Origin of the sequence: Micromonospora halotolerans, from assembly GCF_032108445.1 — a bacterium.
Lineage (GTDB): Bacteria > Actinomycetota > Actinomycetes > Mycobacteriales > Micromonosporaceae > Micromonospora > Micromonospora halotolerans.
On the sequence record NZ_CP134876.1, the window covers coordinates 3,318,080 to 3,333,176 of the forward strand.

Consider the following 15,097-nt stretch of genomic DNA (forward strand, 5'->3'; position numbering starts at 1 on the left):
CCCTGAGATCCCGGGGCCGAGGATGTCCGGGGCGTCCCCGTGGTCCGGGGCGGTCCGGACGTGTGACGATCGGTTCGTCGGCCGCCGCCGGCACACCGTCCGCGACCCGGGAGCCTCCGATCAGCAGCACCGCGACCCCGCACCCACCGCGCCTCTACCGGGCCACCGAGCACCGGCTGGCCGCGGGGGTCGCCGCCGGTCTCGCCGAACACCTGGGCATCTCGGTGCTCCGGGTCCGGGTGGCGTTCATGGTGCTGCTCGGGCTGAGCGGGCTGGGGCTGCTGCTCTACGCGGCCTTCTGGGCGGTCGTCCCGCCCCGGCCCGGCGACACCGCCGTCCCGCCCCGCCGCGACGTCGCCCAGCTGCTGCCCTTCGTGGCGATCGGGCTGGGCGTGCTGCTGCTCCAGGTCGTCGCCTTCGACTCGGTCGGCGCGGCCGGCACCGCCGGCTGGCTGGTCGCCATCATCGCGGTCGGCGCCGGCGTGATCTGGCACCAGTCCGCGCCGGAGCGCCGCCGGCAGTGGGGCGGCTCGATGGCGGTGCCCTGGCTGGGCGCGGTGGTGGAGGAGAGCGACCGGCGCGCGTTCGTGCTGCGCTTCATCGGCGGCGGGGTGCTCGTCGCGGTCGGCATCATCGGCGTGGCGGCGGTCTACTCGCCGGCGCAGAACTTCGACGCGGTGCTCAACGGCATCATCTTCGCGCTCGTCGGGCTGGCCGGCGTGGGCGTGGTGACCGGCCCGGTGCTCTGGCGCACCTGGAACCAGCTCCGCTCGGAGCGCGAGGCGCGGATCCGGGAGCAGGAGCGGGCCGAGCTGGCCGCCATGGTGCACGACCAGGTGCTGCACACCCTCGCCCTGATCCAGCGCAACGCCGCCGACGTCAAGACGGTGCAGCGGCTGGCCCGGGGCCAGGAGCGGTCGCTGCGGAACTGGCTCTACAAGCCGGCCGCCTCGCCGACCGAGCGCTTCGCGGCCGCCCTGGAGCAGGCCGCCGCCGAGGTGGAGGACACCTTCGCGATCACGGTGGAGACTGTGGTGGTCGGCGACCGGGAGACCGACGAACGGGTCGGGGCGCTGGTCGCCGCGGCCCGGGAGGCGCTGGTCAACGCGGCGCGGCACGCCGAGGTCCGCACCGTCTCGCTCTACGCCGAGGTGGAGCCGGAGCAGGTGAGCGCCTTCATCCGGGACCGGGGCAAGGGCTTCGACCCGGATACCGTGGAGGATCACCGGCACGGGGTCCGGGGTTCGATCATCGGACGGATGAAGCGGCACGGCGGCCGGGCGGAGATCAGGTCCGAGCCGGGAGAGGGGACCGAGGTCCGGCTGATCCTGCCGATCAGCGGCTCGGGCTCCACGGCGGAAAGGGACAGATGACCATGGTCGAGCAGGGACCGGTCGAGGGCGCGGCGCCCCGGGACGGGCGGCTGCGGGTGTTCCTCGTGGACGACCACGCGATGTTCCGGGCCGGCGTCCGCGCCGAGCTCGGCGCGCGCGTCGAGGTGGTGGGCGAGGCCAGCACGGTGGCGGAGGCGGTCAGCCGGATCGCGGCGATGCAGCCGGACGTGGTGCTGCTCGACGTGCACATGCCCGACGGCGGCGGCCGGGCGGTGCTGGAGGCGATGCGGCGTACGCACCCGCAGGTGCGGTTCCTCGCGCTGAGCGTGTCCGACGCCGCCGAGGACGTGATCGGGCTGATCCGGGCGGGTGCCCGGGGCTACGTCACGAAGACCATCTCGCCGGAGGAGCTGACCGACGCCATCCGGCGGGTGGCCGACGGGGACGCGGTGTTCAGCCCCCGGCTGGCCGGGTTCGTGCTGGACGCCTTCGCGGCCCGGCCGGACGCGCCGGTGGCCGACCCCGAGCTGGACCAGCTGACCAACCGGGAGCGCGAGGTGCTCCGGCTGCTCGCCCGGGGATACGCGTACAAGGAGATCGCCCGGGAGCTGTACATCTCGATCAAGACGGTCGAGACGCACGTCTCCAACGTGCTGCGCAAGCTGCAGATGTCCAACCGGTACGAGCTGTCGCGCTGGGCCGCCGACCGCCGCCTGGTCTGACCGTTCCGCCGGGGCCGGCCCGGGGCGTCACTCCGTGCGCAGCACGGTGAACGCCTCGGCCAGCCGCCCGGACGGGAGGCCGGCGTTGTCGGCCACCGTGGTGAGCCGGTCCCGGATCCAGGTCGGCACGTCCAGGTGGGCGGTCTGCGACCGGTGCGCCTCCATCGCGGCGATCTTGCGGTCGATCTGGTCGGTCACGTCGACGGCGTGGTCCGGGCCGGGCCCGCCGGCGTACCAGATCTCCCGGACCACCCACGGCTCCAGCCCCTCGTCGAGCAGTTCGGGGAAGGCGAAGGGGTTGCGGGAGTCGGGGTAGACGGCGCAGGTGGCCGCCTCGCCGACGGCCAGGTGGTCGGGGTGGCTCGGGCCGGTCAGGTGCTCCCAGCGCCGCAAGCGGCGAGCTGGTGAGCACGCGATCGGGCCGGAACCGGCGGATCGCGACGCTGATCTGCCGGCGCAGCGCCAGGCTGGCGGTGAGGATGCCGTCGGTGTGGCCGTCGAGGAAGTCGACCCGGTGCACGCCGACCGCGGCGGCCGCGGCCCGCTGCTCCGCCTCCCGCCGGGCCGGCATCTCCGCGCGTGGTGTGTCATCGAAGCCGCCGGAGTCTCCCCGGGTGGCGATGAGGTAGGCCACCTCGATACCCTCATCCACCCAGCCGGCTATGGTGCCCGCACAGCCGAAGTCGACATCATCCGGATGGGCAAAAACTGCGAGGGCTCGACGGACGTCGGGCAGGGCTGGAGCGGACGCAGGGAAGCTCACAGCGCCGAGCCTACGCGGGTGACCTCGCCCCATCTGGCCGTGTCGTACCTGTTCAGAGCGGTCCGATCCACGCCTTTCATGATCTTTTCTCAAGTATCGGCAACGTGGCGACCAACTAACGTCTTGATAACGGCACCTTCACGCAAAGGGCCGGTGGGTGTCACAGTGGCAACACCTCACCCCCCGGTGTGAGGCACCCCGTCGGGCACGCCGACCACGTGACGCCGCCTCCGAGCGCCGGCGCGTGGCTGACGACCCTGCGCGGTGTCCTCGTCGAAGGGTGTGGCGCCCGGCGGATCGGTACCCCTGGGGGTGTCCCGAATTCCTCTGCGGTAACCGGCGACCTGTGGTTCGGGTCGTCGGCGGTGTCACCCCCCACACGTGCGTGAAACCCACGACGGAACCAGGTTAGAAAGAGGAGGCCCCTCGGAATGAGAGTCTCGAAGCGGGCGAGCGGCGCGCTCGCGGTGGGCGCGGCACTCGCGCTCATCGCGTCCGGCTGCTCCAGCGGCAACGACGACGGTGGCGACGCCGGCGCCAGCAAGGACGGCGCGATCGTCATCGACGGCACCCAGCCGGAGAACCCCCTGGTTCCGGCGAACACCACCGAGACCGGTGGCGGCAAGATCATCGACTGGGTCTGGAGCGGCCTGGTCGAGTACCCCAACAACGGTGGGGCGCCGCAGAACCTGCTGGCCGAGTCGATCGAGACGAGCGACTCGAAGGTGTTCAAGATCAAGATCAAGCAGAACACCAAGTTCCACGACGGCACCACCGTCAAGGCCGAGAGCTTCGTCAAGGCCTGGAACTGGGCGGCGTACGGCCCGAACGGCGCGCAGAACGCCTCGTTCTTCTCCGACATCCAGGGCTTCGCCGACACCTACACCGAGGACCCGGACGGCCCGGACGGCCCGAAGAAGGCTCCCGAGCCGAAGGCCAAGGAGCTCTCCGGCCTCAAGGTCATCGACGACTGGAACTTCGAGGTCACGCTCTCCGCGCCGACCGCCGTGTTCCCGACCAAGCTCGGCTACAGCGCCTTCATGCCGCTGCCGGACGCCTTCTTCTCCACCACCCCGGCGGAGTTCGGCAAGAAGCCGATCGGTAACGGCCCGGTCAAGCTCGTCTCCTGGCAGGACGATGTCGAGCTGAAGCTCACCCGCTTCGACGACTACAGCCTGCGCGACAAGATGAAGATCAAGGACGTCACCGTCAAGATCTACCAGGACGACACGGCGGCCTACAACGACCTGCTCGCCGGCAACCTGGACTTCCAGCAGCAGGTCCCGGTCTCGTCGCTGGCCGGTGACAAGTGGAAGACCGACCTGGGCGAGCGGGCCATCCAGACGACGATCCCGTCGAACGGCATCATCGCCTTCCCGATCTACGACAAGCGGTTCCAGAACAAGGACCTGCGTCGCGCCATCTCCCTGTCGATCAACCGGCAGGAGGTCACCGACAAGATCTTCTTCGGTAACCGCAAGCCGGCCGACAGCTGGGCCAACCCGCTGACCCCGGGCTCGACGCCGGGCGACTGCACCGCCTGCAAGTTCGACCCGACCGAGGCCAAGCGGCTGCTCCAGCAGGCCGGTGGCTTCCAGGGCAAGCTGACCCTGTCGTACAACGCGGACGCCAGCCACAAGGAGTGGATGGAGGCCGTCGCCCAGCAGATCAAGACCAACCTGAACATCGACGCGGTCGCCGTCGGTGTGCCGACCTTCGCGGTCTTCCGGGCCAACATCAACGCCTACAAGATGACCGGCATGTACCGCGCCGGCTGGCAGCAGGACTACCCGGACGTGGAGAACTGGATCAACCCGCTCTACGTCACCGGTGGTTCCTCGAACGACGGCAAGTACAGCAACCCGCAGGTGGACGCCCTCGCCAAGGAGGCCTCCGCGGCCCCCAGCCTCGAGGAGGCCCACAAGAAGTTCGCCGAGGCCGTCAAGCTGATCGACCAGGACGTCCCGGCAATTCCGATCTACTTCAGCGGCGAGCAGTCCGGCCACTCGGAGAAGATCAAGAAGATTGAGCTGACCAACGTCGGCGAGCTCGACATCACCTCGGTCGAGCTCTGATCCGAACGGTCTGACCCCGGGTCGGGCTCGCCTACCGGTGAGCCCGACCCGGGGCCGTTCCGCGAGGGGGTGTACAACAAACCCCTCGCACGTTGTCACCATCCGTGTCGGCCGTCCGACGCGCCCTCTTGTCAGGAGGACCACCCCATGGGCCGTTATCTGTTGAGACGGCTGCTGCAACTCGTGCCGGTGTTCATCGGCACGACGTTCCTGATCTACTGGCTCGTCTGGTCGGTGCCGGGCGACCCCTTCGCCGGCAAGTGCGGCGACCGCGGTTGCCCGCCGAACTACCGGGCCATGATGACCGAGAAGTACCATCTCGACGATTCGATCTGGGTGCAGTACGCCAGCTACATGAAGAACCTCTTCCAGGGCGACTTCGGTATCACGTTCGGCGGTCGCGAGATCAGCGACATCATCACCACGTCGTACCCGAACACCCTGAAGCTGGCGGTCGTCGCGCTCGCCATCGAGGCCGTCATCGGTCTCGGCGCGGGCGTCCTGACCGGTCTCCGGCGCAACGGCTTCCTGGACAACCTGGTCCTCGTCTCGTCGCTCTTCCTGATCGCGCTGCCGGTCTTCGTCATCGGCTTCGTGCTCCAGTGGTTCCTCGGCGTCAAGTGGGGCATCATCACCCCGACCGTGTCCAACGAGATGCGGTTCAGCGAGCTGATCGTGCCGGGCTTCGTGCTGGGCAGCGCCTCGACGGCGTACATCGCGCGGGTGGCGCGGACCAGCATCGCGGAGAACCGGCGCGCCGACTACGTCCGCACCGCCATCGCCAAGGGCCTGCCCATGCGCCGGGTCGTCGGCGTGCACCTGCTGCGCAACTCGCTCATCCCGGTGGTCACCCTGCTGGGCACCGACCTCGGCGCCCTCATGGGTGGCGCCATCATCACCGAGGGCATCTTCGGCATCAACGGCATCGGCCGGCAGGTGCTCCGGGCGATCGTCACCAAGGAAAGCGCTACCGTTGTCGGCATCGTGGTGGTGCTGGTGGTCGTCTATCTCGTGATGAACCTGCTGGTGGACCTGCTCTACGCCGCCCTGGACCCGAGGATCCGCTATGAGTGACCCGAGTACCGCGTCGATCGTCTCGACGCCGCCCGCGACCATGCCGACCGAGGCCGGTTCCGGCGCGCCCGCCAACGCCGGCCTCCCGGAGAGCGCGCAGAAGCAGCAGAAGCCGCGCGGCCTGCTCGGTGACGCCTGGCGGGACCTGCGCCGCAAGCCGCTGTTCTGGATCTCGGCGGCCTTCATCCTGCTGTTCGTCGTGATGGCCGCGTTCCCGCAGCTGTTCACCTCCGATGACCCGGTCAACGGCGCGCTGTCGCGCAGCCGGGTCGATCCGTCGGCCGACGCCTGGTTCGGCTACGACGTGCAGGGCCGGGACGTCTACGCCCGGACCATCTACGGCGCCCGCGCCTCCATCGTGGTGGCGCTGCTCTCCGTGATCGGCACGCTGCTGATCGGCGGCACCATGGGCATCATCGCCGGCTACCGCGGTGGTTGGGTGGACGCGCTGCTCTCCCGGATCGCGGACATCTTCTTCGGCCTGCCGTTCGTGCTCGGCGCGATCGTCATCCTGACCACGTTCAACGGGTCGGGCGCCGACAACGGTGAGTGGACGATCATGGGCCTGGTGATCATGTCGCTGACCGTGCTGAGCTGGCCGGTCGTGATGCGGCTGATGCGTTCCTCGGTGCTCGCCACCAAGGAGGCGGACTACATCGTGGCGGCTCGGGCGCTGGGTGCCGGCACCGGCCGGATCATCCTCAAGCACCTGCTGCCGAACTGCCTGGCTCCGCTGCTGGTCTACGGCACGATCATGGTCGGCTCGTTCATCGGCGCCGAGGCCACCCTGTCCTTCCTGGGCATCGGCCTGAAGAGCCCGGTGGTCTCCTGGGGCATCATGATCAGCGAGTCGCAGAACTACATCCGCGTCTCGCCGTTCCTGCTGTTCTTCCCCTCCGCGTTCCTCGTCGCCGCCGTGCTGAGCTTCGTCATGCTCGGCGAGGCGGTCCGCGAGGCCCTCGACCCGAAGCTCCGATAGGGGAACTGAGTTGTCCGACATTCTCGTGTCCGAGCAGTCCGCACCGGGCGCCGACGGATCCGGCCGCCCCTCGGGCCGCCTGCTCGAGGTCGACGGCCTGCGGGTGGAGTTCCGCACCCGGGACGGTGTCGCCAAGGTCATCAACGGGGTGACGTACCACGTCAACGCGGGGGAGACCCTCGCCGTGCTCGGCGAGTCCGGCTCCGGCAAGAGCGTCACCGCGCAGACCATCATGGGCATCCTCGATACCCCGCCCGGCTTCGTCACCGGGGGTGAGGTCCGCTTCCACGGCAAGGACATGCTCAAGATGTCCGCCGAGCAGCGGCGCCGGATCCGGGGCGAAGGCATTGCGATGATCTTCCAGGATTCGCTCTCCGCCCTCAACCCGGTTTTCACCGTCGGCTTCCAGATCGCCGAGCAGTTCCGCATCCGGCGCGGCATGAGCCGCTCGGATGCCAAGAAGCGCGCGATCGAGATGCTCGACCAGGTCAAGATTCCGAACGCCAAGGGCCGGTACAGCAACTACCCGCACCAGTTCTCGGGTGGTATGCGGCAGCGCGCCATGATCGCCATGTCGCTGGCGCTCGACCCCGAGGTGCTGATCGCCGACGAGCCCACCACCGCGCTGGACGTGACCGTGCAGGCCCAGATCATGGACCTGCTCGGCGAGCTCCAGCGGGAGCGGCAGATGGGCATGATCCTGATCACCCACGACCTCGGCGTGGTCGCCGACGTCGCGGACCGGATCGCGGTCATGTACGCCGGCCGGATCGTCGAGGAAGCCGACGTGTACGACCTGTACGCCAAGCCGGCGCACCCGTACACCCTCGGCCTGCTCAACTCGATCCCGCGGATGGACGAGAAGGGGCAGGAGCTCCGGACCATCAAGGGCCTCCCGCCGAACCTGATGAACATCCCGCCGGGCTGCGCCTTCAACCCGCGCTGCCCCATGGCGCAGCCGGTGTGCCGGGAGAAGGTTCCCCCGCTGCTGCAGTTGGGTCGAGGCCGGGCCAGCGCCTGCCACTTCGCCGAGGAGCTCGTGAACCGTGACTGAGAACATCATCGAGGTCCGTGACCTGGTCAAGCACTACCCGGTCACCCGGGGCGTCGTGTTCAAGAAGACCATCGGTCAGGTCAAGGCAGTCGACGGCGTCTCCTTCGACCTGAAGGCCGGCGAGACCCTCGGCGTGGTCGGCGAGTCCGGCTGCGGCAAGTCGACGCTGGCCCGGGTGCTCATGAACCTGGAGAAGCCGACCGCGGGTCAGGTGCTCTACAAGGGCCAGGACATCTCCAAGCTCTCCGGCGGCGCGCTGCGGCGCCTGCGCCGGCAGATCCAGCTGGTGATGCAGGACCCGTACACCTCGCTGAACCCGCGCATGACGGTCGGCGACCTGATCGGCGAGCCCTTCGAGATCCACCCCGAGGTGGCTCCGCGGCGGTCCCGCCGGGACAAGGTCAAGGAACTGCTCGACCTGGTCGGCCTCAACCCGGAGCACATCAACCGCTACCCGCACCAGTTCTCCGGCGGTCAGCGGCAGCGCATCGGCATCGCCCGGGCGCTCGCCCTGCGGCCCGAGGTCATCGTCTGCGACGAGCCGGTGTCGGCCCTGGACGTGTCGATCCAGGCGCAGGTCATGAACCTGCTGGAGAAGCTCCAGGCCGAGTTCGGCCTCTCGTACGTCTTCATCGCCCACGACCTGTCGGTCGTGCGTCACCTCTCCGACCGGGTCGCCGTGATGTACCTGGGCAAGATGGTGGAGGTCGGCACCGAGGACGAGATCTACGAGCGGCCCACCCACCCGTACACCCAGGCGCTGCTGTCGGCGGTGCCGGTGCCCGACCCGACCGTGCGGGAGAGCAAGGCGATCATCCGGCTCCAGGGTGACGTCCCCTCGCCGGTCAGCCCGCCCTCGGGCTGCCGGTTCCGCACCCGGTGCTGGAAGGCGCAGGACGTCTGCGCCCAGGAGGTGCCGCTGCTCCAGATCCGGCAGGGCTCGGACCACCCGAGCGCCTGCCACTTCGCGGAGAAGCGGGAGATCGTCGTCACCCACGAGGTGGCCTGATCCACCCCGGACCGCCTGCCGGCGTCAGCCCGACGCCGGCAGGCGGTTCGTCGTATCCGGCGACTTCGCGCCGCCGGGACCCCTCACAGCGGGCCGCGGCCGGCGCGCAGCAGGAGGAGCGCGAGCTGGGTGCCGTCCGCGCCGAGCGCCTCGCGGAACCGCTCCAGGATCTCCCGCTCGCGGGAGAGCACGAGCCGGGTGCCGCCGGAGGCCATCCGGGTGGCCCCGACCTCCTGGGAGAGCGCGGCCCGCTCCTGCCAGAGCGCGATGATGGTGCGGTCGATCTCGTCGATCCGCTTCCGGATCTCGCTGATCCGCTCGGCCGCCGCCGAGTCGTCGGTGCCGGTCCGGGCCGCCGCGGCCCCGGTCGGGTCACCGCCGGCGGGCCGGTCGTGCGGCGCCAGGCTGCCGCTGGACTCCACCACGTCAGTCATCATCGTCGTACCCCTCGGGGTCTCGGGCCCGGTACCCGGATCCCGGGACGGAAAAGCCCCGGGCTCCAGGAGCCCGGGGCTTTTCGTAGGTCTGTGATCAGGCGCGACCTACGGCTGCCGGACTCCCGGTGCCGTAGTAAAAGTAGAAGCGCTGACCGAACACGCCGTCGAGTATGCCGACCCGCGGGCCGCACGCGCAAGGAAACCCGCCAACAGGTGGGACGTGACGCCGCCGTCCCGTCGACGGCGCGCGGGCGGGAAGTGTCCGGCGGTCGGCATAGACTTCCCGTGCGATGCATCCTCTCTTCGACATCCCCGTGTCCCCGCCCGCGCCGGAGCCCGGCGCGACCCCGCCGCACCCCGGGTCCGACGACTCCAGTGCCGCGCGCCGGTCGCCGCGCCGCGACCTGAAGCCGTCGGTCCGGCCGGACCCGCAGGCCCTCCTCGCCGGCCTGAACGGGCCCCAGCGGGACGCGGTCACCCACGCGGGGTCCCCGCTGCTCATCGTGGCCGGTGCCGGCTCCGGCAAGACCCGGGTGCTGACCAACCGGATCGCCTACCTGCTCGCCGCGCGGGACGTGCACCCCGGCGAGATCATCGCGATCACCTTCACCAACAAGGCCGCCGGTGAGATGAAGGAGCGGGTGGCCGCGCTGGTCGGCCCGCGCGCCCGGTTGATGTGGGTGTCGACCTTCCACTCGGCCTGCGTCCGGATCCTCCGCGCCGAGCACGAGCACGCCGGCCTCAAGTCCACCTTCTCGATCTACGACGCCGACGACTCCCGCCGGCTCATGCAGATGGTCGCCCGCGAGCTGGACCTGGACCCGAAGCGCCACCCGGCGCGCGGCCTGGCCGCCCAGGTCTCCAACCTGAAGAACGAGCTGGTCGACCCGGAGGAGTTCGCCGGCCGGGCCAAGGGCCCCAACGAGCGGGCGCTGGCCGAGGCCTACACGCTCTACCAGCGGCGGCTGCGCGAGGCGCACGCGCTGGACTTCGACGATCTGATCATGACGACGGTGCACCTGCTCCAGTCGCACCCGCACGTCGCGGAGAGCTACCGGCGCCGGTTCCGGCACGTGCTGGTCGACGAGTACCAGGACACCAACCACGCCCAGTACGTGCTGATCAAGGAGCTGGTCTCCGGCACCGAGGGCATCCCGCCGGCCGAACTCTGCGTGGTCGGTGACGCCGACCAGTCGATCTACGCGTTCCGCGGCGCCACCATCCGCAACATCCTGGAGTTCGAGCGCGACTTCACCGACGCCCGCACGATCCTGCTGGAGCAGAACTACCGCTCCACCCAGACCATCCTCAACGCCGCCAACGCCGTGATCGACCGGAACACCTCCCGCAAGCCCAAGCGGCTGTGGAGCGACGCCGGGGCCGGCGAGCAGATCGTCGGCTACGTGGCCGACACCGAGCACGCCGAGGCCGACTGGGTGGCGCGGGAGATCGACCGGCTGGTCGACGCCGGCGACACCCGCCCGGGCGACGTGGCCGTCTTCTACCGCACCAACGCCATGTCCCGCGTCTTCGAGGAGGTGTTCATCCGGGTCGGCCTGCCCTACAAGGTGGTCGGCGGGGTGCGCTTCTACGAGCGCAAGGAGGTCCGCGACGCGCTGGCCTACCTGCGCGCGGTGGTCAACGACGACGACACGGTCAGCCTGCGCCGGATCCTGAACACCCCGCGGCGTGGCATCGGTGAGCGCGCCGAGGCGTGCGTGGAGGCGCTGGCCAGCCGGGACCGGATCTCCTTCGGCGCCGCGCTGCGCCGGGCCAAGGACGCGCCGGGTATCTCCACCCGGGCCGCCAACGGCATCGCCGAGTTCGTCGCGCTGCTCGACGAGGCACGTGAGCTGGCCGCCGCCGGCACCCCGGAGGAGGTGCTGGAGGCCCTGCTGACCCGCTCGGGCTACCTGGCCGAGCTGGAGGAGAGCCTCGACCCGCAGGACGCCGGCCGGGTGGACAACCTCCAGGAACTGGTCAGCGTCGCCCGGGAGTACACCGAGCGGATCGAGGCGCTGGGCGGGGAGGACGAGCGGGCCACCCTGGCCGGTTTCCTGGAGCAGGTGGCGCTCGTCGCCGACGCCGACCAGATCCCCTCCGACGACCCGGACCACCAGGGCGTGGTGACCCTGATGACGCTGCACACCGCCAAGGGGCTGGAGTTCCCGGTGGTGTTCCTGAGCGGCCTGGAGGACGGCGTCTTCCCGCACCTGCGCTCGCTGGGCGACACCCGCGAGCTGGAGGAGGAGCGGCGGCTGGCCTACGTGGGCATCACCCGCGCCCGGCAGCGCCTCTACCTGTCCCGGGCGGTCACCCGATCGGCCTGGGGCGCGCCCGCCTACAACCCGCCGTCGCGCTTCCTCGAGGAGCTGCCGACCGAGCTGGTCCGCTGGGAGCGCACCGAGGGGTCGTACACCTCGTGGGCCGGTGGGGGCGGCGGCGTGGGCGGCCGGGCGGACCGTGTGCCCGGCGGGCGGGGCGGCTTCACCGGTGGGACGCCCAAGGCCACCGAGCTCGCCAAGCGGCTCGGGGTGGACGCCACCCGGTTGGCCACCGCGAGCGAGCTGAAGCAGGCACCCAAGGTCTCGGTGGGCGACCGGGTCAACCACCAGCGCTACGGCCTCGGCCGGGTGCTGGCGGTGGAGGGACACGGTCCGGGCGCACGGGCGCAGATCGACTTCGGCGACCAGACCCTCTGGCTGGTCCTCCGGCACGCCCCCATCGACAAGCTCTGAGCCGAGTGGGGCCCGGCCCGGCGACGTGCCGGACCGGGCCCCTCCCTCGTGCCGTGGCCGTCAGCAGGCCACGTCGATGCCCCGGGCACGCAGGAACGGCGCCGGGTCGATCTGGTTCCACATGGCACCCTTGTGCACCTCGAAGTGCAGGTGCGGGCCGGTGGCGTCACCGGTGGCGCCCTCGTATCCGATGACCTGGCCGGCCTTCACCTTGTCGCCCACGCCGACGATCAGCCGGCTCTGGTGCGCGTAGTGGGTCAGGTAGCCGTTGGCGTGGTCGATGAAGACCGAGTTGCCGTAGCCGTCCCCGGCGTCGCCGGCCTTGACCACGGTGCCCGCCGCGGCAGCGTGGATCGGTGTGCCCGACGGCATGGCGAAGTCGATGCCGGCGTGCAGGGTGCCCCACCGCTGCCCGTAGCAGGAGGTGATCTCGGCGCCCTTCATGGGGATGACCCAGGCCGGCGTCGGCTTGGTGGTCTTCTTCGGCTTCGGCTTCGGCGTCGGCGTGGCCGGGGCGGGCTTCGTCGGCTGCGGGCTGGCCGCGCTCGCGCTGGGCGACGCGGTGGCGGAGGGGGTGACCGGCGCGGTGGACTCGCGGACCGAGCGATCGGCACGGGCGGCAGCCTCAGCGCGCGCCTGGGCGTCGAAGTCGACCGCCGCAGGGGTGGGGGCGCCGTGGCCGGAGGTGGCGACGGAGACACCCCCGACGCCGAGGCCCAGCAGGGCCACCGCGCCGACGACGAAATATGCGGTACGCCGGACCGGGCGCTGGCGCCGGTGCCGGGCGGGAGCGATGTCCGGGGTGTTCTCGTTCTGGATGGAGCTGTCTTCCTGCACGGAAACCTTCATCAGTCGAGGGGCACGTGACCTCGAAATACTGGTGTCGGCCGGGGTGGCGACGGGTACGGGGTTCCGGAGGGCCGGTGAGGCGGGTGTGACCACCTGCCCGGGTTTGCGCCAGACTGGGCGGTTTCCTGCCGAAGAGGATCATGCACCGCTGTGGTGCCGATCACATTCGTCGGTGTGATCCAGCAGACTTTGACACAGACGAAACCGCCCGGATCGGCTGATCCGGGCGGTCAACGGGCGATACGGAGCGTCAGGACGCGGCTACCTCGGCGTAGATTGCCTCGGTTTCGAGCTGGATGTTCACACCGCGCTCGTCGAGCCACGGCACCGGGTCCCGCGGCTGGCCGTTGACATGGATCTCGAGATGCAGGTGCGAACCGTAGGAGTGGCCGGTGTTGCCGACCAGACCGAGCTGGTCGCCCGCCTTCACCTGCTGGCCCTCCTTGACGGTCACCGCCGAGGAGTGACCGTAGATGGCCTCGCTGCCGTCCGCGTGCTTGACGATCACCGCGTAGCCGTAGCCGCCGAACCAGCCGGCCTTGGTGACCTGGCCGTCGTGGATCGCCCGGTAGGGCGTGCCCTCCGGCGCGACCAGGTCGATGCCGGTGTGCAGCTTGCCCCAGCGCATGCCGTAGGGCGACTGGAAGTCGTAGCCGTGCAGGGGGAGCAGCCAGGTGTCCTGCTCGGCGGCGGTCTTGCCGCCGCGGTCGTCACGGGTGGCGCGGTCCGCGCTGTCGGCCCGGGCCGCGGCGTCCTGGCTGGTGATCGAGGCCTGCTTGAGCTCGTCGAGGACCGACGGGCTGACGCTCTTGGCGTCGGGGAGGGCGTTCGCGCCGAGGGCGACGATGCCGGCTCCCACGAAGGCGGTGGTGACGACCGCGGCGTAGCGGCTCCGCGGGGGGGTGGGTACGCGGCGGCGGCCGCGATATCTATCGGGCTCAGACGACAGGCGCTGGCGCACGCACACCCTCCGTTGTCGGGGATCCGATGCGACCTCGGACCGTTCGGTGAAGCTCGGTCGAACCTCCGGTGTCGCGTCGTCACCCGTCCGTGGACTTGATGACAACCGTGGACACGTTAGCCAACTGCCACTCCTGTCACAAGCTGAAGCGCCGAACTGGCGTTTCGTTCTGTCCGTTTCCATCCCCTCTTGTCACAGCTCGTGCCGCCGGTCGGGTGGCCCGACAACCGCCCGTTCGTCGCGGACAGTGACCGTTCGGCGGAGGTGTCCGGCTTCCCGCGCGCGAGCCCGGGCGGTAAGGCGCAGCCCGGGTTTCCGGCCCCGGGCAGGGCGGGTTACCGTTCGTTCAGGTCAGGACTGCCGGAGCCGGTGAAAGGTGTGCGCTGATGAGCTCTCGTATCCGGGTCGTCGTCGCGAAGCCCGGCCTGGACGGCCACGACCGGGGCGCGAAGGTGGTCGCCCGTGCCCTGCGGGACGCGGGCATGGAGGTCATCTACACCGGCCTGCACCAGACCCCGGAGCAGATCGTCGAGACCGCGATCCAGGAGGACGCCGACGCGGTCGGCCTCTCGGTGCTCTCCGGCGCGCACATGACCCTCTTCAAGCGTGTCCTCGAACTGCTCGGCGAGCGCGACGCGGCCGACATCGTCGTCTTCGGCGGCGGCATCATCCCGGACGCCGACATCCCGGAGCTTCAGCGGCTCGGCGTCGCCAAGATCTTCACCCCCGGCGCCACCACCCAGTCGATCGTGGAGTGGGTCCGGGAGAACGTCGCCCAGCCGGTCGCCTGACCCTGTCCCGTGATGAGCGGGTCTGTGCTGGCCTCATCGGCTCAGCGCGGTCGACGGGCTCAGCCAACCGTGAGTCGTTCACGACATCAGGTCGGTAGCGGGGCGAGGAATTGATCCGGGGCCGCCGGGTCGGGGCCGCCGTTGTGCGGGCAGGGGGAGGGGCCGGACGCACCCCTCACACGCCCGGCCCCTCTATGCACGATGCCCCGCCGCCACCCCTCGACCGACAGGGCATCGGCCGCTCCCGCCGTCGCGCCTTACCAGCGCTCCGACATCAGACTCAACGACGCCCCCAACAGGGGGTTACGCCC

Annotated in this window: 13 protein-coding genes and 1 pseudogene; 9 read left to right on the forward strand and 5 right to left on the reverse strand. The window is 70.4% G+C overall.

The features are described from left to right. Nucleotides 1–119 precede the first annotated feature (119 nt). Both RMN56_RS15855 and RMN56_RS15860 read left to right on the forward strand, forming a co-directional pair. The gene (locus tag RMN56_RS15855) at nucleotides 120–1,373 is read left to right on the forward strand and encodes a PspC domain-containing protein (protein WP_313724750.1); all 1,254 of its coding nucleotides are present in this window, start codon (nucleotides 120–122) and stop codon (nucleotides 1,371–1,373) included. Nucleotides 1,374–1,375: 2 nt separating this feature from the next. After that, the gene (locus tag RMN56_RS15860; RefSeq protein ID WP_262283177.1) at nucleotides 1,376–2,056 is read left to right on the forward strand and encodes a response regulator; all 681 of its coding nucleotides are present in this window, start codon (nucleotides 1,376–1,378) and stop codon (nucleotides 2,054–2,056) included. Between the two features lie 27 nt (nucleotides 2,057–2,083). On the opposite strand, the gene RMN56_RS15865 is transcribed toward RMN56_RS15860, so the two are convergent. Both RMN56_RS15865 and RMN56_RS32665 read right to left on the reverse strand, forming a co-directional pair. Continuing rightward, a complete protein-coding gene (locus RMN56_RS15865; RefSeq protein ID WP_313724496.1) occupies nucleotides 2,084–2,449 on the reverse strand; it encodes a PIG-L deacetylase family protein in 366 nt (121 codons plus the stop codon). Nucleotides 2,450–2,495: 46 nt separating this feature from the next. Beyond that, nucleotides 2,496–2,852, reverse strand: a pseudogene (locus RMN56_RS32665) (PIG-L deacetylase family protein); the annotation flags it as partial. Nucleotides 2,853–3,250: 398 nt separating this feature from the next. On the opposite strand from RMN56_RS32665, the gene RMN56_RS15870 reads away from it, so the two are divergent. From RMN56_RS15870 to RMN56_RS15890, 5 genes are all read left to right on the forward strand, one after another. Then, nucleotides 3,251–4,894, forward strand: coding sequence for a peptide ABC transporter substrate-binding protein (locus RMN56_RS15870; protein WP_313724497.1), 1,644 nt, complete (start codon nucleotides 3,251–3,253; stop codon nucleotides 4,892–4,894). A 147-nt stretch (nucleotides 4,895–5,041) separates the two neighbouring features. Next, entirely contained in the window at nucleotides 5,042–5,968 is a 927-nt protein-coding gene (locus RMN56_RS15875) for an ABC transporter permease (RefSeq protein WP_313724498.1), read from the forward strand. Further along, complete coding sequence (locus RMN56_RS15880; RefSeq protein WP_313724499.1) at nucleotides 5,961–6,947, forward strand: ABC transporter permease; 987 nt, start codon at nucleotides 5,961–5,963, stop codon at nucleotides 6,945–6,947. Before RMN56_RS15875 ends, RMN56_RS15880 begins: the two co-directional genes overlap by 8 nt. A gap of 25 nt (nucleotides 6,948–6,972) precedes the next feature. Beyond that, complete coding sequence (locus RMN56_RS15885) at nucleotides 6,973–8,001, forward strand: ABC transporter ATP-binding protein (RefSeq protein WP_313724751.1); 1,029 nt, start codon at nucleotides 6,973–6,975, stop codon at nucleotides 7,999–8,001. Beyond that, nucleotides 7,994–9,010 (forward strand): ABC transporter ATP-binding protein, encoded by a 1,017-nt coding sequence (locus tag RMN56_RS15890; protein WP_313724500.1) that lies wholly within the window; start codon nucleotides 7,994–7,996, stop codon nucleotides 9,008–9,010. Before RMN56_RS15885 ends, RMN56_RS15890 begins: the two co-directional genes overlap by 8 nt. Before the next feature lie 83 nt (nucleotides 9,011–9,093). Here the strand turns inward: RMN56_RS15890 and RMN56_RS15895 are convergent, their stop codons facing one another. Then, entirely contained in the window at nucleotides 9,094–9,447 is a 354-nt protein-coding gene (locus tag RMN56_RS15895; RefSeq protein WP_313724501.1) for a chorismate mutase, read from the reverse strand. A 290-nt stretch (nucleotides 9,448–9,737) separates the two neighbouring features. Between RMN56_RS15895 and pcrA the strand changes: the two genes are divergently transcribed. Further along, nucleotides 9,738–12,185 carry a DNA helicase PcrA gene (gene pcrA, locus RMN56_RS15900; protein ID WP_313724502.1) on the forward strand — a complete coding sequence of 816 codons (2,448 nt, stop codon included), beginning with the start codon at nucleotides 9,738–9,740 and terminating at the stop codon, nucleotides 12,183–12,185. 60 nt (nucleotides 12,186–12,245) lie between these two features. Here the strand turns inward: pcrA and RMN56_RS15905 are convergent, their stop codons facing one another. Then, a complete protein-coding gene (locus tag RMN56_RS15905) occupies nucleotides 12,246–13,034 on the reverse strand; it encodes a M23 family metallopeptidase (protein WP_313724503.1) in 789 nt (262 codons plus the stop codon). 250 nt (nucleotides 13,035–13,284) lie between these two features. Beyond that, on the reverse strand, nucleotides 13,285–13,995 hold the full coding sequence (locus tag RMN56_RS15910) for a M23 family metallopeptidase (protein WP_313724504.1): 711 nt from the start codon (nucleotides 13,993–13,995) through the stop codon (nucleotides 13,285–13,287). 386 nt (nucleotides 13,996–14,381) lie between these two features. On the opposite strand from RMN56_RS15910, the gene icmB reads away from it, so the two are divergent. After that, entirely contained in the window at nucleotides 14,382–14,786 is a 405-nt protein-coding gene (icmB, locus tag RMN56_RS15915; RefSeq protein ID WP_262283136.1) for a coenzyme B12-dependent isobutyryl CoA mutase small subunit, read from the forward strand. Nucleotides 14,787–15,097: the final 311 nt, after the last annotated feature.